Genomic DNA, 18874 nt, shown 5'->3' on the forward strand with positions numbered 1-18874 from the left:
CGTCTCAGCTCCGTTCGGGAAAGAGCGCCTTCAGGCCTTCAGGCGAAGGCGTGGCGATGCCGCGCTCCGTAATGAGGCCGGTGATGAGACGCGCGGGCGTGACGTCGAATGCAGGGTTGGCTGCGGGGCTTCCCTCCGGCGCGATACGGACGCTCGCAATCGAGCCATCTGCGGCGCGGCCCTGGACGAAGCTCACTTCGTCGCCGGTCCGCTCCTCGATCGGGATTTCTTTGACGCCGTCATGCACCGTCCAGTCGATGGTGGGTGAGGGGAGCGCAACGTAGAAGGGCACGCCATTGTCACGCGCGGCGAGCGCTTTCAGATAGGTTCCGATCTTGTTGCAGACGTCGCCATTGGCCGTGGTGCGGTCGGTGCCGACGATCACCATGTCGATTTGGCCATGCTGCATGAGATGGCCGCCGGCATTGTCGACGATCAAAGTGTGCGGCACGCCATGGCCGTTCATTTCCCAGGCGGTGAGATAGGCCCCCTGGTTGCGCGGCCGCGTCTCATCGACATAGACATGGACAGGGATGCCTTCCTCCACGGCCATGTAGATCGGGGCCGTCGCGGTGCCGTAATCGACGGTAGCAAGCCAGCCGGCGTTGCAATGGGTGAGGATGCGCACCGGCTCGCCCGGCTTTTTCTTTGAAGCGATCTTGCGGATGACATCGAGGCCGTTTGCGCCGATGGCGCGGTTGAGTTCGACATCCTCCTCGGCGATCTCGGCGGCGCGGTTGTAGGCAGCGCCCGCGCGCTCACCTTCGGACAGCGGGCGCAGATGCTCGCGCATCGCATTCAGCGCCCAGCGCAGGTTGATGGCTGTCGGGCGTGTTTCGTTGAGTTCGTCCCAGACGGCATCGAGATGCGCATCCGACGGATCGTTTGCCATGGCGATCGCGACGCCATAGGCGGCGGTGACGCCGATCAGTGGCGCACCACGTACCCACATGTCTCTGATAGCGACGGCGACGCCAGCGACCGTCTTCAACGTCACGACACGAAACTCATGCGGTAGCCAGCGCTGGTCGATGATGTCGACGGAGCGACCGTCCTCGTTCAACCAGATCGTATGGTAGTGGCGTTCTCCGACTTTCACGCGAGAATCTCCTTTTCAAGCCGCTCCACGGTCTCGCGGATATCCCTGAGGCTGTGGATGCGTTGCCGGTTGACGGCGAGGTGACGCCCGAGCTCCAGCGCCTTCGTTTCGCAGGGCGCGCGGCGGTCGGGGTCGGCGATGGTTTCGAAATCGGCGTTATGGGCGAGGCCCAGGATGCGGCGGTGTATCTCGACGCCGGCAAAGCCGAGCATCTCGTGCCAGATCTCGTCGATGACGATGTTGAGCGCTTGCTCGGCGGCGAGCGGGTCATGACGAGTCTCGAACAGGCTCGCCTGATAAAGAATGCCCTTGCGCTCGGTGCGCCAGAGGCTGGCGAACTCGGCGCGGAAGGTTTCCCACAGCGTCTCGATCGTATCGAGCAGATAGGTGCGCATGCTGTCGCGCGCACCGGGTTTGGCCTCATGGCCGCTCTGCGAAAAATAGCTCATCCAGAAATTGGCGATCAGCATGCCGACGTCGAAGCTGATCGGGCCGTAGAAGGCGAACTCCGGGTCGATGACGCGCGTTTCATCGTCCGTGACCATGATGGAGCCGGTGTGCAGGTCGCCGTGGCAGAGTGTCTCGGCCTTGGCGGAGAACAGGTGCTTCAGCCGCTGCGCTTCCACCTTGAGGTCGCGGTCGGCGCGCAGTTCGCTCACGAGCGGATCGAGCTGCGGCGTGGTGTGGCGGTTGAGCGTCGCCTCGAAATAGGGATCGGAAAAGACGAGGTTTTCCGTGATGTCACAGAGTTCCACATTGTCGGAGAACAGCGCGACATCCGCCTTCTTCTCGCGCGTCACCATGGAGAGGTCGGAGCCACGGAACAGCGTGCGGGCGACGAAGAGGCCGAGGTCGCGGCCGATATTCGGCAGTTCGCGCCCATCGATCAGCGCGCGCCGCAAGATGACATGCGGCGTCAGGAACTCCATGACGATGATGGCCTGCGCCTCATCGAAGAACAGGATGTCAGGCACCATACCGGGATCGCGCGCGCCCTGGCGTTTGAGTGCGTGATACTCGAAGAACGAGCGCTTGAGCGGCAGTGGCCAGCTCTCGCCGACGAGGCGGACATAAGGCAGCGCCTGCTTGACGATCGCGGCCCCCGTTTCGCCCGTCACGATGAAGACCAAATTGAGATTGCCGTCGCCGACTTCTTTGACACTCCAGCGGGACGAATCGTTCCCGATCTTCTCCTTGAGAGCGGCGTTGCCGCCCAATCGAACTGGCAAGGTCTCGGCGCTCAGCGCCTCGAAGACGTGGCTGTCCATGATGTCCTCCTCCTGCGCATGGGGCTGCCTCCACCGCTCGCCGCCATGTCGTGTGTAGCCACAGCTAAGGCATCATTCTGTCAAATGTCAACGATATTGACATTTGATTAGAGCCTATCCTAACCTGCATTCATCGGGAGGAGAGAATGAGCGAACAGGCAGTGTTTCGCATTGAGGGCGTGCGCAAATGCTTTGGGCCGGTACCGGTGCTCCAAGGGGTGGACCTCGACCTCAAGGCCGGCGCCGTGACGGTTTTGATGGGTGCCAATGGTGCCGGCAAATCCACGCTCGTACGTATCCTCTCCGGAGTCTATACGCGAGATGCTGGCACGATCACGCTTGCAGGTGCTGCTTTCGAGCCGGCAACGCCGGCCGAGGCGATCCGCGCCGGCGTCGTCACCGTGCACCAGAACATCAATGACGGCGTCGTCGCCGATCTCGATGTCGCGACCAATCTCACGCTCGACCGGCTGAACGGCCGCGATGCCAGGCTGTTATTCAACCCGCGCCGGGTGCGGCGCGAGGCGGCGGCCGTTGCATCCCGCATGGGCCTTGCTATCGATCTTTCGGCCAGCATCAACGACCTGACGCTCGCCGACCGCCAGATGGTGGCGATTGCGCGCGCCATGGCACATGAGCCGAAGGTGCTGGTCCTCGACGAGCCGACTTCCTCGCTGTCGAGCGCCGAGGCCGATCGCCTCTTCGATCTCGTCGACCGCCTGAAGGCGCGCGGAGTCGCCATTCTCTATATCTCGCACCGCATGTCGGATATCCGTCGCCTTGCCGACAGCATCGTCTCGCTGCGCGACGGCCGCATCACCGGTCGTTTCGAGGGGCCGGAGCTTGACTATGAGGGTGCGGTCAATGCCATGCTCGGCCGCAAGGTTTCTGCCGGTGCGGTCGCCGTGCGCGAGGCGGGCCGTCCGGTCTTCAGCGTGCGCGGCCTCAAGCTTTCCGAACAGTCGCGGCCCTTTGATTTCGATCTCGGCGATGGCGAGATCGTCGCGGTCACCGGTCTCGTCGGTGTGGGCAAGACGGCGCTTGCCGAAACGCTTTTTGGCGCCCGCGTGCCCGCGGCGGGTGAAATGACGCTGGACGGTGCGCGCTATGCGCCCAAGACGACGGGCCAGGCGATTGCCCACGGTGTCTTCCTCGTTGCCAAGGACCGCGCAATCAGCGGTATCGTGCCCGATTTCAATATCTACGAGAATATCAGCCTGCCGTTCCTCCGGCGGCTCTCGGCCTTCGGCATCGCAAGCCGCCGTGCGGAAAAAGTGAAAGCCCGCCAGCAGATCACCTCGCTCGGTGTCGTCTGCCGCAGCGAGCGTGACGAGATGCAGACGCTTTCGGGCGGCAACCAGCAGAAGGTCATGGTCGGCCGCTGGCTTTCCGAGCCCTCGCGCCTTCTCATCCTTGATGAGCCCTTCCAGGGCGTCGACATCGCCGCCCGCCGCGACATCGGCGAGAAGCTGCGCGCGTCTGCCGCCGGACGAACCACCATCCTTTTCCTGACGGAACTCGATGAGGCCTTCGAGGTCGCCGACCGCATCCTCGTGATGTCGGAACAGACCATCGTGGGTGAGCACCGCAATGCCGGCATCGATGTCGAGCGGCTGCTCTCCGAGATCGCCGGGCAATTCTATGAACGGGTCAGTGCATGATGATGAGTGAACAGAGCAAATCCGCGGCCGCCGGTGCCGTCCCGCCGGCCAGTCTCAACATCAGGGAAACCGCGATCAAATACGGCTTTCTCGTGCTGCTCGCCGGCATGGTGCTCTATTTCTCGCTCGTCACCGGCGGCTTTGCCTCGCCGCAAAGCGCGGTCTTCATCCTGCAATCCGTGTCGATTACGGGCATCCTGGCGCTCGGCGTGACGGCCACCCTTGTCGTCGGCGGTTTTGACCTCTCCATCGGTTCCGTCGCCACAACGGCCATGATGGCCTCGTCCTATGTGATGGTGGTGATGGGTGGAGATGCGGCGACGGCGACGCTCGTCTGCCTTGCCGTCGGTGTGCTCGTCGGCCTCATCAACGGGATCATCATAGTCTACATGCGCGTGCCGGATCTTCTGGCGACGCTCGGCATGATGTTCCTGCTGCTCGGCCTACAGCGCATCCCGACGGAGGGGCGTTCTATTGCCACGGGCATGACGCTGCCGGATGGCTCGACGGCAACGGGCGCCTTCAGCCCGGCCTTTCTGGCGCTGGGTCGCCATCGTTTCGATCTGATCCTGCCCAATCTCGTGCCGGTCTCGGTGGTCGTGTTGATCGTGCTTGCCATCATCATCTGGTTCTTCCTCGAATACACCCGCTTCGGCCGCATGATGTATGCAGTCGGCTCCAACGAGCGGGCCGCGAGCCTCGCCGGTGCGCCGGTCAACGCCTACAAGATCTCCGCCTACATCATCTCCGGCGTCTTCGCCTCGATCGGCGGCATCCTGCTCGCTGCCCGCCTCGGGCGCGGCGACATTGCCTCGGGCAACAACCTGCTTCTTGATGCTGTCGCAGCCGCGCTGATCGGCTTTGCCGTGCTCGGTGCCGCCAAGCCGAATGCCTTCGGTACAGCCATCGGTGCGCTTTTCGTCGGTATCCTGCTGCAGGGGCTGACGATGATGAACGCGCCTTACTACACACAGGATTTCGTAAAGGGCGCGGTGCTCGTCATCGCCCTGATCTTCACCTTTGCGCTCTCGAAAAGAGGCAAACGCTGAGTGCGGGGCCCTCGGCGGATAACCAAAGTTCACCAGTGGAGGAGACTGACATGAACCTTACTCGCAGAACCCTGGGCAAGATAACGTTCGGGCTGATGAGCGCGGCGGCATTCGCCGTGCCGTCCTTTGCAGCCGACATGCCGAAGCCGTTCGACAAGCCTGGCGACGTGAAGATCGCGCTCGTGCGCTACCTTTCGACCGGCGATTTCTTCCAGTCCTACCTCGCTGGTGTCGAGGCGCAGGCAAAAGCGCTGGGCGTTCAGCTTCAGGTCTTCGACAGTCGCCAGGATGCCGCACTCCAGGCCGACATGGTCGACCAGGCCATCGCGCTTGGCGTGCAGGGCATTATCATCCAGCACGGCCTGACGGAATCCATGAAGGAAGCGGCCCAGCGCGCGGTCGACGCGGGCATCAAGGTCGTCGCCTTCGACGTGAACGTCGAGAATGAAAAGATCCCGCAGGTCGAGCAGTCGGACCGCGACCTTGCCCGTCTCGCGCTCGAGCAGGCGATCAAGGACAACGGCGAAAGCTTTAAGGCAGGTTATGTTTATGTCGCCGGCATCGCGCCGCTCGATCGTCGCGACGAAACTTGGAAGGAATTCAAGGCGAAGTATTCGGGTATCAACGAAGCCGCCCAGTTCGGCACGATGGACAACCCGATCGCCAACTCGGTCGCCAACCAGGCGCGCTCGGTGATCTCCGCCAATCCTGATATCACCGTGATGTTCGCCCCCTATGACGAATTCGCCAAGGGCGTGAAGATCGCTGTCGACGAAGCCGGCCTGTCCTCCGGCGTGAAGATCTACTCGGCCGACATCTCGACCTCCGATATCGCCGCCATGCGCGAATCCGAATCGGCCTGGGCGGCAACGGCTGCGACGAACCCGGCCGTGGTCGGCCAGGTCTCGGTGCGTTCGCTCGCCATGCTGCTTGCCGGCGAAGACCCGGGCAGGCAGGTCATCGTGCCGCCGACGCTGATCACGCAGAAGGATCTCAACGATCAGGACATCAAGAACATGGAAGAGCTCGGCGTGAAGCTGCCGCAGTTCGCCCATGCCGAGGTCGCGATGCCGGCATGGATGCCGAAGCCCTGATTTCGGGCGAGGGGAATGAAGAAGGGGCGGTCCATCGGGCCGCCCCTTTTGCTTCGCTTGGCTCAGTGAAATGAGGCAGCCGGTCTGCCCCGCCCAAAAGCTCAGCGCATCGCCGCGGCGATGTTGCCACCATCGACGGTGGTCACGTCGGCGGTCGTGCGTTCGGCAAGCGCATGGTGCACGAAGGCGCGGGCGACGTCTTCTGCCGTCACTTCGAGGCCGAGTAGGTTGCCGCCCATGTATTCCTTGACGGAGAGGCCGCGGGCCGCCGCGCGGTTGGCGATCATCTCGTCGTTGAGCAGGCCGGAGCGGATACGGTCCGCATTGACGGCGTTGACGCGGATATGGTCGGCGCCGTGTTCCAGCGCGTACTGGCGCGACAGGAAGAGCGTTGCTGCCTTCGGTAGGCCGTAGGCGCCGAATTTCGCGCCCGGATTGACCGCCTGCTTAGAGGCGTTGAAGAGCAATACTCCGCCGGTCTTCTGCGCCTTCATGATGCGAACGGCGTTCTGTGCGACGGTCTGGTGGGCGAAGAAGTTCAGCTCGAAGCTCTTGCGCAGTAGTGCGTCGTCCATGGTAGCAATCGGGCTTTCCCAGGCCGCGCCGGCATTGGAGACGACGATGTCGATACCACCAAATGTGGCGACCGCCTTGTCGAAGGCGGCGCGCACGGAGACAGGATCGGTGATATCGCAGGCGATGCCGATCGAATTGTTGCCGGCGGCCTTGGCGACCGCTGCCGCCTTTTCGCCGTCGAGGTCGAGCGCCATCACATGCGCGCCCTCCGCAGCGAAGGCCTTGACGACAGCTGCGCCAATTGCACCTGCGCCGCCGGTGACGACCGCGACCTGTCCGGTGAACGGCTTTGGCTTAGCGCCCGCCAGTTTTGCCTGTTCCAGCGACCAGTATTCGAGGTCGAAGAGATCAGGCCGGCTCACCGGCTCGAAACGGCCGACGGACTCCGCATCCCGCGCGGCTTCGATCCACATCTCGCCGACATCGACGGCGATGCTCGCATCCTTGAAGGTCCGCCCGTGACCGAACATGCCAAGGCCCGGCACCAAGGTCAGGCGCGGCATGGGATCGAGCATAACGCGCTTGACGTCGTCGCGCGCATCATTGCTGCGGAAGTACTCGGTATAGTTGGCGGCAAAGGCGGCGACGTGCTCGTCAATGAGGGCGCGATAGCCGGCGAGATCGTCTTTTGCCGGCGACGGAAGCACCATCGGGCCGGTCTTGATGCGAATGGAAAGGTCCGGCGTGGAAACGCCGCGGGCCGCCATGTCGGCGACTTCAGCTGCGTTGACGAAGTCGAGAATTGCAGGCGAGGAGCGGAAGACGCTGACCATGCGGTCATAGCGGCCCTCGCCCTTGTCGACGGCGACGGCGCCGCGCAGCATGGGGGCGATATCGGCGGGGCATGCCAGTGAAGCGGGCAGGGCGGCCGGTGTGAAGGGGTTTCGGCTGTTAGTCTTCACATGGTCTTCGGCGACCGTGACGTAATGGATCATGCGGTCATAGGCTTCCTTCGCCGTCTCGCCGAAGGTGAAGATACCGTGCTTGTCGAGGATCAGGCCCTCGACCGTCGGGTCCTGATCGAACACCTCGGCCGCCGCCTTGGCGAGCGCGAAACCGGGCATGATATAGGGCACGAAGCCCATCTTCCTCCCGAAGAGTTCGATGCTCATTTCCCGGCTCTTGGCCTGGTCGGCGATGGCAAGGATGGCGGTCGAATGGGTGTGGTCGACGAATTTGTGCGGCAGGAAGGCATGCAGCAGCGCTTCCACCGAAGGATTCGGTGCCGCGGGATCGACCAGGTTGGCGCGCAGCAGCGTCACCATATCCTCGTCCGAGAGTTTTTCGAGCTTGCGGCTCTTCAGGAGAGGGCTGACCTTGACGGCGGGCAGGCCCGGCGGCTCGATCGTACACATGTCCCAGCCGCTACCTTTGACGCACAGCACAGCATGGGTATCGCCGACGAGGTCGGTCATTTCGGTCTTTACGGAGGTATTACCGCCACCGTGCAGTACCAGCCGCGGCTCGCCGCCCAGAAGCCGTGTCGTATAGGTGCGCAACGCCAGATCGCGATTGACGCCCTTCGCTGTATAGGAGGCAACAACCTTTTCCGCTTCGTCGTCGCGCCAGAGATTTTCCATTGTGTTCAGCCTCCCGATAAACCGGCCCGGCCGGCATCGGCGGGCCCAAACATCTGACTCAAGCCTTACCCGAGCCGCCCTTGCCAACCCCTTGACGGGTCCAGCGATCCAAGACCCGTCGCGCCATCGAGGTGGTGATGACGAGATGTGAGGCAAAACCGCCCTTCAGCGCCGCCATTAGCGGATCGAACTTGCTTTCCTCCTGCACGACGAGCATCCGCTTGCGGATCGCACGGATGGAATTGAGATCGGCCGAAATGCAACGTCGGTTGTGCGGACAGTCCATCCATTGGCCGTCGTGGTCGATGAGCTGGCCGGCGATGACGCCGGCAGCGCCCTTCTCGCCCATGGCATGCATGTCCGCGGCCGAAAGCGCGCCGCACTTGACGAGATGGCTATCGTCCTCGATGCCTCCGACGGAGTAGAGCGCGAGCTCGCAGTCGGAAATAGTGGCAAGCTGCTCCTTGATAACCGGCTCGCCACGCAGTTCTTCGGCGAGCCGCTCGGAGGATAGAACGAGAGGCGCATAAATATTGATGCCTTCTGCATTGAGCCGGCGCGCGATTTCCGTGGTGCATTGGTCCGGCCGGTAAGAGTAGGGGGCACCAAGATTGCCGCAGAGTTGCACGACGGTGACGCTCCTGAGGTCGGCAAAGGGCATCACGTCAGCGATGTGGTAGACGGTGCGGCCCCAGGCGACGCCGATCCGGTCGCCCTTGTTGATGAGTTCGAGGAAAACGGAAGCCGCGACCACCGGCATCTCGGCGGCCGGGTCCATGGCCTGCCGGTCTTCAGGCACGAGCCAGGCTGTCGTCAGTCCGGTGGCGTCCTCCAACTCGCGCGCGAGAACGTCATCGGAAAAGAGTTCAGAGGATGTCGTTATGGTGACGATCCCCATCTCGCGCGCCTTGCGCAGATACATGGCGATGGAAGCGCGCGAGATTTCTAGCCGTTGGGCGACTTCGTCCTGGCGCAGCCCGTGGTTGTAGTAGAGCCAGGCGGCCTTGTGGATGATCTGATCGTTGGCACGGATGGGCATATGAGTCTTTCTCGGATCGTTTTGACATTATTCATCCATGCTGACAAAAGTCAACAAATCCTTGGTGCAGTCGCGGCGTCGCCGCTCTGCCGCGCTCTGACACCCTGCGGAGGTGGGAAAGGGTTGTCTGAGCGATGTAGTTGGTTTCGACCCGATGATCCGTCGGCGTCAACAGGTCGCCGTCGCTTTAGACAGCGGCAGCCGACGTTACATCCGTAACCAACTGAAGCGATCCTGCTGGAATGATGATGGCTGCAAAGCGCTTGTCGTACGAGAATTCCTCAAAGGTCTGCTATGGCTTCATCACCGCCCGAAGCGCACTCGCCAATTTCTTGACAGCAACCTCGATTTCCAGAGGTGTGTAAGCGGCAAAGCCCATGAGGAAGCCCGCCTTGCCATCGCTGGCAGCGTGCAGCGCTGATAGCCCAAGAAGCTCGATCCCGACACGTTGCGCCGCATCGATGGCGGTGCGCTCCGAGAGGTCGCAGGTCAACACGCAGGGCATTTGCAGCCCACCGATGGGAACGCGCGGCTCGACGAAATTCGACAGATGCGTGCTGACGAGGCCAGCCAGCACGTCGAGCCGTTCGGCATAGACGCCGCGCATGGTGCGTACATGCGCGCCGAAATGTCCGCCCTCCATGAACCGGGCCAGCGTCAGTTGCGCCATGGGGGCGGTATGGCCATCCAGCAGCGTGCGCGCGACCGTCATCGGCTTTACGAGTTGGGGCGGCAACACGACGTAGCCAATCCGCAAGCCCGGAAAGAGCGATTTGGTGAAGGTGCCGATGTAGATGGTCCGATCGTGCGGGTCGAGGCCTTGCACGCAGGCCGTAGGCTTGCCCGCGTAGTGAAACTCGCTGTCATAGTCGTCTTCGATAATCCACGCCTGGTTCCGCGCGGCCCATTCGATCAGTGCCAGGCGGCGGTCCAATGTCAGAGTCGCACCGGTCGGGAACTGGTGGGAAGGCGTCAGGAAGACTGCCTTGGCCCGGCGCGGCTCCGCCGTGATCTGATCCACGACGATACCCTGCCGATCCACTCGAATGGGGACGCATTCCAGCCCAGCCGCGTCGAACGCCTTGCGCGCACCGTAATAGGCAGGATCTTCGATGAAGAGCCGATCACCGGGATCGAGCAGCATATTCGCGCATAGCGACATGGCCTGCTGCGAACTGGTCAGCACCAGCACGCGGTCGGCTGTGGCGCGCGCACCGCGTTCAAGGTTCACATAGTCTGCGATGGCGCAGCGAAGCGGCTCGGTGCCCTGCGGATCGCCGTGAAGCAGACCCTGCGCGCCAACTTCTTTGCGCACCTGCCGCTCCAGGCGCTCCCAGAGCTGAAGCGGAAAGGTGCGCGTTTCCGGCACACCATGCGCGAAGGGCCGCGGCGAAAGCAGTTCGCGCACGCCGCCGCTGCGAAACATGCTAGCACCGCGTTTGCTGAGGTTTGGGGCCGCCCGGTTGCGCAAGAGTGCATCTCGCTGCGAGAGGCGATGACCAGGCGTGAATTCCGTCATCTCCGCGACGAAGCTGCCGCTGCCCACGCGCCGGTCGATGAAACCTTCGGCGTGAAGCTGAGCATAGGACGCCTCGATCGTATCGCGCGAAACGCCGAGCGATTTGGCGAGCGCGCGAGAGGCCGGCAGCGGTTTACCCGGTCCCAGCGCACCGTCGACGATCAGTTGGCGGATTGACCGCTGTATCCGCGCGTGAAGCGGCATCGTCGCATGGGCGGGGTGGGCAACCCACGCTTTTACGGATTCGAGTTGTGAATGCTTGAACAAATGGTCTGGGTCGCTCGAATGAAGTGGATGGGTATATCAGGCCATTGGTGGGCTAAGTGTCAATGCCCTGTCGGCCTTGTGCCCCAAACTTCAGGAGACTCTCCAGGAATATGTCGTCCCGTTCCTCGCCTTCACCCATCCGCCTCAACGATCTTACCCACCCAATCGTCGCGGGCTTGATCTCCGTTATCGTCAATTATGGCGGCACATTCATTCTGGTCTTTCAGGCGGCTAAGGTCGCGGGCTTGAACCCGGCGCTTACGGCCTCCTGGGTCTGGTCGGTGTCCATCGGCGTGGGGTTGACAGGCCTGTTTCTGAGTTGGCGCTATCGCGAACCGATCATCACCGCCTGGTCGACGCCGGCTGCGGCGTTTCTCGTCACTGCGCTTTCGACGACGCCCTATGCGGAGGCGATCGGCGGCTACATGATCTCGGCGGCCGCCTTCGTCGCGCTCGGCATGTCGGGCTATTTCGAGAAGGTTATCCGTCTGATCCCGCCCGGTATAGCCTCGGGCCTGCTGGCCGGCATCCTGCTCCAGTTCGGCGTCGGGGCTTTCGGCGGCGCGAGTGTCGATCCGCTGTTGGTCGGCCTGCTGATCTTTGCCTATGTCGCCTTGAAGCGCTTCTCCGCACGCTACGCCGTGGTCGGCATTCTGGTTCTCGGGCTTGCCTTCCTGCTCGCGCAGGGCCGTGTCGATCTGTCCGGCCTGAAACTGGAATTCGCAGCTCCGGCCTTCACCATGCCGGAGTTCTCGTTGAACGCGCTGCTTTCGGTCGCGCTGCCGCTGTTCCTGATTACGCTGACCGGCCAATACATGCCGGGAATGCTGGTCTTGCGGAACGATGGGTTCAAGACGAGCGCCAATCCCATTGTGACGGTGACGGGTTTTGGCTCGCTCATCATGGCTCCGTTCGGCTCCCATGCCTTCAACATCGCAGCCATCACCGCAGCAATCGCCACGGGCAAGGAAGCGCATGAAGACCCGTCCAAGCGCTGGATCGCCGGCATCGCGGCCGGCTGCTTCTATGTGCTGGTCGGTGTGTTCGGCGTGACACTGGCCGCCGCCTTCATGGCGTTTCCCGCGACCTTCATCACCACGCTCGCTGGTCTCGCGCTCCTTGGCACCATCGGCGGCAGCCTCGCGGGGGCGATGGCCGACCCGGCTTCCCGCGAGGCGGCGCTGATCACCTTCCTCGCGTCTGCCGCCAATATCACGCTACTCGGCATCGGTGGGGCGTTCTGGGGACTGCTGATCGGCCTCGTCGCCTACCTCGTTCTCAACGGTCGTTTGCCGCGCCGTAAACGTGCCGACCTATCCGTGAGCAAGGGAGCCGTGAAGTGACGGCACAAGCGCTGGAGGCCGGCCTTGAGGCCAGAGTATCGGACCAGCCTATCTCCGATAGGCAAGAAGAGCACAGCGGCGATCCGCCCCCGAGCCTCCCGGTGGCGACGTCGGCGTGTGGCAGGGTGGGCGATCGACGGCAATACACTCTGGGACGCGATTTGTAGATTTTGGGGTGGTTAGCGCGCCAGCTTGTGTGCAATGTCCTATAGACAAGATCAGAGCCGCGAGATCCCTACTGTAGGGCATCGGTCTACCGTCAACCAGCAATCGCGGCCCATCTTACCGTTTTGCTGATCCGCCATATAATGCGATTTATGGATATTCGGCGGAAATTGGCGCGGCATTCGAGGCTCTCGTTGAGGTTCGTACGGGAGTTCACCTTGCTGTTTGTGCTGATACTGTCATTCCACCATCCAACCGCTTCGCAGGACCGTATAGCCACAGTTCTGCAGTTGAATGGCGCCATCGGTCCGGCAGCGGCTGAGTACGTGAGAAAGGGCATTCAGCATGCCTCCGGCCGCGAAGCGGCGCTGATCGTTCTGCAGATGGATACACCGGGCGGTCTCGACAAGTCGATGCGCGACATCATTCGCGCAATTCTCGCTTCGCCGGTACCGGTCGCGGGTTTTGTCGCGCCAAGCGGCGCGCGCGCCGCCAGCGCCGGAACTTACATCCTCTATGCAAGCCACGTTGCGGCTATGGCGCCGGGCACCAATCTTGGTGCCGCAACGCCGATTGCACTCGGACGGCCGCCGGAACGCGACACGGGAGGCGACCAGAACAAGCCGGACGGCGACCGGCAGCAAACATCGCGGAGTCCAGAAGAGGCCAAGGCGGTCAACGACGCCGTGGCTTATATCAGCGGCTTAGCCGAGCTGCGCGGCCGCAACGCCGATTGGGCGGAGCGCGCGGTGCGTGAGGCCGCCAGCCTCTCGGCGACCGCCGCACTGCGCGAACACGTGATAGATTTCATCGCCGCCGACCGCGCCGACCTTTTGGCCCAGGCGCAGGGGCGCTTAGTTCGGATCGGCCAAGTGGACGTGCGGCTTGAAACGTCAGGCCTTGCCATGGAGGATTTCGAGCCGGACTGGCGGATCCGCCTGCTCTCAGTGATTACCGATCCAAACATCGCACTCATCCTGATGATGATCGGAATCTACGGACTGATCTTTGAATTTTTGACTCCGGGAACCTTTGTACCCGGGACGATCGGGGCCATCTGCCTGTTGCTGAGCCTCTATGCGCTCGCCCTTCTGCCCGTCGACTATGCCGGCGTGGCCCTGATCGCCCTTGGTGTTGGATTGACCGTCGCAGAAGTGCATTCGCCGTCCTTCGGCGCACTCGGCCTAAGCGGCGGATTGTCGCTGGTGCTTGGTGCGGCCATTCTGTTTGACACTGACCTGTCGGGTTTCAGCGTCTCATGGCCGATGCTCGTCGCAATTGCCACGGTTGTGTTGGCGCTCAGCCTTGCGACAGCGTTCCTGGCCTTCATCTCGCGCGGGCGCCGAGTGACGACAGGAGCCGAGCAGATGATCGGTATTACCGGCAAGGTCGAGAGCTGGGAAGGCAGGGCTGGCTTTGTGATCGCACATGGCGAACGCTGGAGAGCGGTCGCCGGCGAACCGCTGTCCAGCGGCGACGAAATCAGGGTTGTTGGCCGCAAGGGGCTGACGCTCGAAGTCGCCCAACGACTGCAAGACACCTAGATCGGCGATATCCAGAAGCAGGAGGAAATCATGGACGTGTTTGTGGATCTCGCGTTTTACGGCGTTATCATCCTTATTTTGCTGCTCGCTATTGCATCGGCGATCAAGATCCTACGCGAGTACGAGCGCGGCGTCGTTTTTACGTTAGGCCGCTTCACGGGTGTCAAAGGGCCGGGTCTGATTCTGCTTATTCCCTATGTGCAACAGATGATACGGGTCGACCTACGCACCCGTGTGCTCGACGTGCCCAGCCAGGATGTCATTTCCCATGACAACGTTTCGGTGCGTGTCAATGCGGTAATCTATTTCAGGGTCATCGATCCCGAGAAGTCTACCATTCAGGTTGAGGACTTTATGGCTGCAACCAGTCAACTCGCGCAGACGACGCTTCGCTCGGTGCTAGGCAAGCATGATCTCGATGAAATGCTGGCGGAGCGCGACAAACTCAACAGTGACATCCAGGAGATCCTCGATGCGCAGACCGATGCGTGGGGCATCAAGGTTGCAAATGTCGAGATCAAGCATGTCGACATCAACGAATCGATGATCCGCGCCATCGCCCGTCAGGCGGAGGCTGAACGGGAGCGGCGGGCAAAGGTGATCAACGCCGAGGGAGAGCAGCAGGCGGCAGCCAAACTTCTCGAGGCCGCCGAAATCCTGGCTCGCCAACCGCAAGCCATGCAGCTTCGATATTTGAACACCCTCAACGTTCTCGCGAGCGAAAAGAGCTCGACAGTCGTTTTCCCCTTCCCGATGGAACTCGGCAATTTGTTATTGCCTCAGGCGAAAGGCACTAAAGCCTGACACTGATGCTGCTCCGAGCGGCCTTTCGTCCTGCTGACCTTCGTCGTTGTCTCGCACGACATCGCGCGGGTGGCTTTCTTGGGCGAAAGGTTGGTGGTTCTTGAAAAGGCAGTAGGCGAGTCGGCCGTTGGAAAAACAATTTGAGCGCCTCGTTTTTCTCCCACCAATAAGGAAGAAAGATATCTACGTTGCCCTCACAAGGGCATCGCTGTGCATCGATATTTTGCAGTGAACCTCGACTTTGAGCCTTCCGATCCAGACCATTGGCGCGGAACGCTGCTGGACAGCGCAAACTAGTCTGGATTAGTGACAAAGCCGGTCGAGCGCATCGCGAAGGGCAGCGGCGGCTTTCTCGCGCTCGCCCGTCGACATGAGTTCCGGCTCCAGATCGAGCTTCAGATGCGGCATATCCTTGTGAATTGCGGCTTCTGCTGAAAGATCTACTTTAGAAGCTATGACCCGGTAGGTCGCGGTCGGATAAGCTATGCCCTTGACCTGGATGGGCCCGACTTCCTCGCAATAGATCACATCCTTCACCTGCGCGAAGGTCTCGTAGGAGATAAGGACGGATCCGGGGGCCGCCTCCTGCTCTAGCCGTGCGGCCAGATTCACGGCACCACCGATGATCGTGTAGTCCATCCGGTCTTCGCTGCCGAAATTTCCGACGGTGCAATAATCCGTATGAATACCGATCCGGCAGCGGAGCGGCGTTTCTATTCCGACGCTGCGCCAGATCTCGCCGAGCTCACCCACTCGCTTCTGCATCGCAAGCGCCATCGAGACACAGGCGATGGCGTCTTCCTTGATACCGCGCGTCTCGGGATCGCCGAAGAACATCACTATGGCATCGCCGACATATTTGTCGATCGTAGCGCCGAACTCCAGGGCGATCTTAGACATTTCGGACAGGTACTGGTTGAGGATCTGCGTGAGTTCTTCCGACTCCATTTTGTCGGTGGTTTCAGTGAAGCCGGCAATATCGGTAAAGCAAATCGTCAGCTTCTTGCGCTGGCTCACAATTCTCACGTCCTGTCGGCCGCTGAAGATCGAATTGTAAACCTGTGGGGCGAGATACTTGGCCAGCTTGCTCGAGAGCGCTTCGAGCGCGATCGACTTTTCGGACAGATCCTGCTCCCGGCGCTTCAGCTCCGTAATGTCGGAATAAACCGCGACCGTCCCCCCGCCCGAGATCCGGCGCTCACTGATCTGAATCCAGCGATCCGGACTGCGGCGCTGGACATGCGTTTCGGTTGGACTACGGTGCGCCAGCAGCCGCTCGGCGATCCACTCTTCCTCCCGACCGATCGCATCCTCTATGAGGCCGCGCTCCGCTGCCGCCCTGATGATTGCCTCGAACCGGGCGCCGGAAATGACGGTATCATCCATGTCCGGATAGAGAATTTCGCGGTAGCGGTTGTTGCAGAGGATGAGCCGGTCATCCGGATCATAAAGTGCGAAACCCTCGGAAATGCTTTCGATTGCATCGACAAGGTGCTGGCGGGCTTCGGCCACTTCGCGCAGGTTCTTCTCCTCCACTTCGATCGCCGTGTCGCGAAAGAGGCGCAGCGCCTCGGCCATGCGGCCGATCTCGTCGTTGGCTGGCTTGGGCAGTTGCACCCGCAGATTGCCGGCGGCGATGGCCAGCATGCTCTGGCTGACGGCCGCGAGCCGGGCGAGAAGGTTGCGGTCCACGTAGAGCCAGACGACCAGGATCGAGCTGACGAGGGTCAGCAGGGCGGAGCCGAGAACGACCCCAGTTCCGAAACTCTGCACGGCCGCCGTTTCCCGCCCAGCGTCGGCAATCTCGCGGTGAGCGGCCGTTACGAGACGATCGACCGCAGCGGTGAGGTCCCGGGAAAGCCTCTCATTCTCGGCCACGAGCTTCTCGCCCTCTGCCAAAATGGCGAGCTCGCGCCCGCGGACGGCGGGAATTCCGGCCTCGCCTTGGGCCAGTTCCCTGAACTCGCCCACTCGATCCCGAAAGCGAGCCTGCAATTTTGTTTCAATCTGCTGGACGATCGCCTCGAGGCTGTTCAAGGCGCGCTGCAGGGGAAAGATGCTCAGTGCAAGTTCAGGGCGCTCTCCATCGCTGCGGCGCGATTCTCGGGTGATGCGCCGGAACCGTCGACCACTTTTCGCCACGCGGCCATTTTCGAGTTCGCAACCAGCGTACCGGCGGTGACCAGACGCAAGCACGCCGTCGTCGTCGTCCCAAGCCGTCGCAACAGCTCTTGCTTGCGCTCGACGGCCGTCAGCCTCGTCGCAACCAGATCGTCAAGCGTCCGCAGGTTTCGCTCCAGACCGAGGACCGCGCCTTCAATTTCTACAGACTCGGTTCCAAGTGTGCTGCCCTTGAGTGACCCGAGCAGCGTCTCGAGCCGCGCCATCTCGACCGAGATGGCGGCTGAAACATCGGCCCGCTTCATCTTGCTGGTCGCGGCGAGCATGGATGGTGCGGCGGCCGCTACTCGTTCGGCCTGGCGGGACAACTGAAGTGCAGCGAGTGCCGAGGGCACCCGGCTTTGCGTGATGTGCGCGACAACGGAACCGACTTCCCGATGAGCATAGATCGCAGCCGCGCTCGACAGCATGCTGATGGCGCTGAGAGCGAAGAACGCAAGCAACAAGCGGCCACGTATGCCGAGACGGTTATGCATCGTCTCCATTCCGGCTGATGCGGCTCACCTCTGTCGTGCCGGTGTCGACGAAATCGCCGGCCCGCCAGCAGTCCGAAGTTTAGTCTACGGGCACATATTCCCCATTCTTCCAAACGTACCACGCCCAGGTTTGCCGCATCAGATCGCCCTTGTCGTCGAAGGCGATCGGTCCGAGCACCGTCGAAAATTCACCTTTGTGGAGCGCGTCGATCACCCCGCCAACGTCCAGCGAACCAGCCTTGGCTACGGCCTGTGCCCAGACCTGGATGGCGCCATAGGTGAGCAGGGTATAGGCATAAGGCTCGTAGTTCTCTGCGCGATAGCGGGCAACGACCGCAGCGGCCTCAGGGTTTCGGCGCGCGTCCGGAGTAAAGGTGAAAAGAAGGCCTTCGGCGGCGGGTCCCGCGATCAGCGCCAACTCCTCGGTCGCCATGGCATCGCCGGACACGAACTGAACTGAGTAATCGCGATCGCGAGCGGCGCTTGCCATGAGCGCTACCTCGGTGTGGTACCCGCCCACATAGATCACGTCGATGCCTGCTTCCTCGAGCCTGGCAATCTCCGCTGCATAGTCGCTCTTACCAGGTTCATACAGAAGGTAGCTCGCTTCGGTCACGTTGCGACTGTTCAGTCGCTTCTTGGTCTGCTCCGCCAAGCCTCTGCCGTAAGTGGTACCGTCATGAAGTATAGCGATCTTTCTCCTGCCCCATTGATCGGCGAGAAGGTTCCCCGCAGCCGTACCTTGCGCATCGTCCCGTGGAATTACGCGAAAGACATTGGCGCGCCCCTGGTCCGTCAGGAGCGGATTTGTCGAGCCCGGAGATATCTGCAGCACGCCTGCCGCCTCGTAGACCCCAGCTGCCGGGATTGAGGCGCCCGAACAATAGTGCCCGACGACGAAGACGACTTTGTCTGCCACGAGCTTTTTGGCCGCTGCGATGGCTTGTTCCGTGTCGCAGAAATCATCGGCAATGATAAGCCGCACTGGCTGGCCAAGCACGCCGCCTTGCGCATTGACGTCGTGAACGGCAAGCTCCGCGCCGCGCTGCAATTGCTCGCCAATCCAGGTCAGTTTGCCCGTCATCGGTCCAGCAGCCCCGATCAGAATTTCCGCCTGGGCGTGGAAGCTGATCAGGCATGCCAAAGCGACTGCTATTGGAAAAGGTCGGCGCATGATGCACCTCCTCGGCTCAATATACTCTGGATCAA

General features: G+C 61.9%; 12 protein-coding genes and 1 pseudogene. 6 read left to right on the forward strand and 7 right to left on the reverse strand.

Going from position 1 to position 18874, the window contains the following annotated elements:
* Positions 1-4: 4 nt before the first annotated feature.
* Positions 5-1099, reverse strand: coding sequence for an S-methyl-5-thioribose-1-phosphate isomerase (mtnA, locus tag IB238_RS21485; RefSeq protein WP_192251919.1), 1095 nt, complete (start codon positions 1097-1099; stop codon positions 5-7).
* Complete coding sequence (gene mtnK, locus IB238_RS21490; RefSeq protein WP_192251922.1) at positions 1096-2367, reverse strand: S-methyl-5-thioribose kinase; 1272 nt, start codon at positions 2365-2367, stop codon at positions 1096-1098. The genes mtnA and mtnK overlap by 4 nt, the downstream gene beginning before the upstream one ends.
* Positions 2368-2513: 146 nt before the next feature.
* Here mtnK and IB238_RS21495 point away from each other — a divergent pair, with 146 nt between their 5' ends.
* From IB238_RS21495 to IB238_RS21505, 3 genes are read left to right on the forward strand one after another with little or no spacing between them, the layout of a single operon-like run.
* A complete protein-coding gene (locus IB238_RS21495) occupies positions 2514-4028 on the forward strand; it encodes a sugar ABC transporter ATP-binding protein (RefSeq protein ID WP_192251925.1) in 1515 nt (504 codons plus the stop codon).
* Positions 4028-5077 (forward strand): ABC transporter permease, encoded by a 1050-nt coding sequence (locus IB238_RS21500; RefSeq protein ID WP_192252481.1) that lies wholly within the window; start codon positions 4028-4030, stop codon positions 5075-5077. The genes IB238_RS21495 and IB238_RS21500 overlap by 1 nt, the downstream gene beginning before the upstream one ends.
* A gap of 50 nt (positions 5078-5127) precedes the next feature.
* A complete protein-coding gene (locus tag IB238_RS21505; protein WP_192251928.1) occupies positions 5128-6171 on the forward strand; it encodes a substrate-binding domain-containing protein in 1044 nt (347 codons plus the stop codon).
* A 101-nt stretch (positions 6172-6272) separates the two neighbouring features.
* Here the strand turns inward: IB238_RS21505 and IB238_RS21510 are convergent, their stop codons facing one another.
* From IB238_RS21510 to IB238_RS21520, 3 genes are all read right to left on the reverse strand, one after another.
* Positions 6273-8327 carry a bifunctional aldolase/short-chain dehydrogenase gene (locus IB238_RS21510; RefSeq protein ID WP_192251930.1) on the reverse strand — a complete coding sequence of 685 codons (2055 nt, stop codon included), beginning with the start codon at positions 8325-8327 and terminating at the stop codon, positions 6273-6275.
* Between the two features lie 58 nt (positions 8328-8385).
* Positions 8386-9366: a sugar-binding transcriptional regulator gene (locus IB238_RS21515; RefSeq protein ID WP_192251933.1), complete on the reverse strand. Its 981-nt coding sequence runs from the start codon at positions 9364-9366 to the stop codon at positions 8386-8388.
* Positions 9367-9658: 292 nt separating this feature from the next.
* Positions 9659-11152, reverse strand: a complete 1494-nt coding sequence (locus IB238_RS21520) for a PLP-dependent aminotransferase family protein (protein ID WP_192251936.1) — start codon at positions 11150-11152, stop codon at positions 9659-9661.
* Positions 11153-11262: 110 nt separating this feature from the next.
* On the opposite strand from IB238_RS21520, the gene IB238_RS21525 reads away from it, so the two are divergent.
* The 3 genes from IB238_RS21525 (at position 11263) to IB238_RS21535 (ending at position 15008) form a co-directional block, all read left to right on the forward strand.
* The gene (locus tag IB238_RS21525) at positions 11263-12495 is read left to right on the forward strand and encodes a benzoate/H(+) symporter BenE family transporter (RefSeq protein ID WP_192251939.1); all 1233 of its coding nucleotides are present in this window, start codon (positions 11263-11265) and stop codon (positions 12493-12495) included.
* 317 nt (positions 12496-12812) lie between these two features.
* A complete protein-coding gene (locus IB238_RS21530) occupies positions 12813-14204 on the forward strand; it encodes a nodulation protein NfeD (protein ID WP_192251942.1) in 1392 nt (463 codons plus the stop codon).
* A gap of 30 nt (positions 14205-14234) precedes the next feature.
* Positions 14235-15008 carry a slipin family protein gene (locus IB238_RS21535; RefSeq protein ID WP_192251945.1) on the forward strand — a complete coding sequence of 258 codons (774 nt, stop codon included), beginning with the start codon at positions 14235-14237 and terminating at the stop codon, positions 15006-15008.
* Positions 15009-15311: 303 nt separating this feature from the next.
* Here IB238_RS21535 and IB238_RS21540 read toward each other — a convergent pair.
* Positions 15312-17665: pseudogene (locus IB238_RS21540) on the reverse strand (adenylate/guanylate cyclase domain-containing protein).
* A 79-nt stretch (positions 17666-17744) separates the two neighbouring features.
* Positions 17745-18839 (reverse strand): branched-chain amino acid ABC transporter substrate-binding protein, encoded by a 1095-nt coding sequence (locus IB238_RS21545; protein WP_192251948.1) that lies wholly within the window; start codon positions 18837-18839, stop codon positions 17745-17747.
* Positions 18840-18874 lie beyond the last annotated feature (35 nt).

It is taken from the genome of Rhizobium sp. ARZ01 (assembly GCF_014851675.1).
In the GTDB taxonomy this organism is placed as follows: domain Bacteria; phylum Pseudomonadota; class Alphaproteobacteria; order Rhizobiales; family Rhizobiaceae; genus Mycoplana.

Coding starts and splice junctions, on each gene's coding strand:
- mtnK (WP_192251922.1), bottom strand. CDS start 2,367: ATGGACAGCCACGTCTTCGAGGCGCTGAGCGCCGAGACCTTGCCAGTT.
- IB238_RS21495 (WP_192251925.1), top strand. CDS start 2,514: ATGAGCGAACAGGCAGTGTTTCGCATTGAGGGCGTGCGCAAATGCTTT.
- IB238_RS21500 (WP_192252481.1), top strand. CDS start 4,028: ATGATGAGTGAACAGAGCAAATCCGCGGCCGCCGGTGCCGTCCCGCCG.
- IB238_RS21505 (WP_192251928.1), top strand. CDS start 5,128: ATGAACCTTACTCGCAGAACCCTGGGCAAGATAACGTTCGGGCTGATG.
- IB238_RS21510 (WP_192251930.1), bottom strand. CDS start 8,327: ATGGAAAATCTCTGGCGCGACGACGAAGCGGAAAAGGTTGTTGCCTCC.
- IB238_RS21515 (WP_192251933.1), bottom strand. CDS start 9,366: ATGCCCATCCGTGCCAACGATCAGATCATCCACAAGGCCGCCTGGCTC.
- IB238_RS21525 (WP_192251939.1), top strand. CDS start 11,263: ATGTCGTCCCGTTCCTCGCCTTCACCCATCCGCCTCAACGATCTTACC.
- IB238_RS21530 (WP_192251942.1), top strand. CDS start 12,813: ATGGATATTCGGCGGAAATTGGCGCGGCATTCGAGGCTCTCGTTGAGG.
- IB238_RS21535 (WP_192251945.1), top strand. CDS start 14,235: ATGGACGTGTTTGTGGATCTCGCGTTTTACGGCGTTATCATCCTTATT.
- IB238_RS21545 (WP_192251948.1), bottom strand. CDS start 18,839: ATGCGCCGACCTTTTCCAATAGCAGTCGCTTTGGCATGCCTGATCAGC.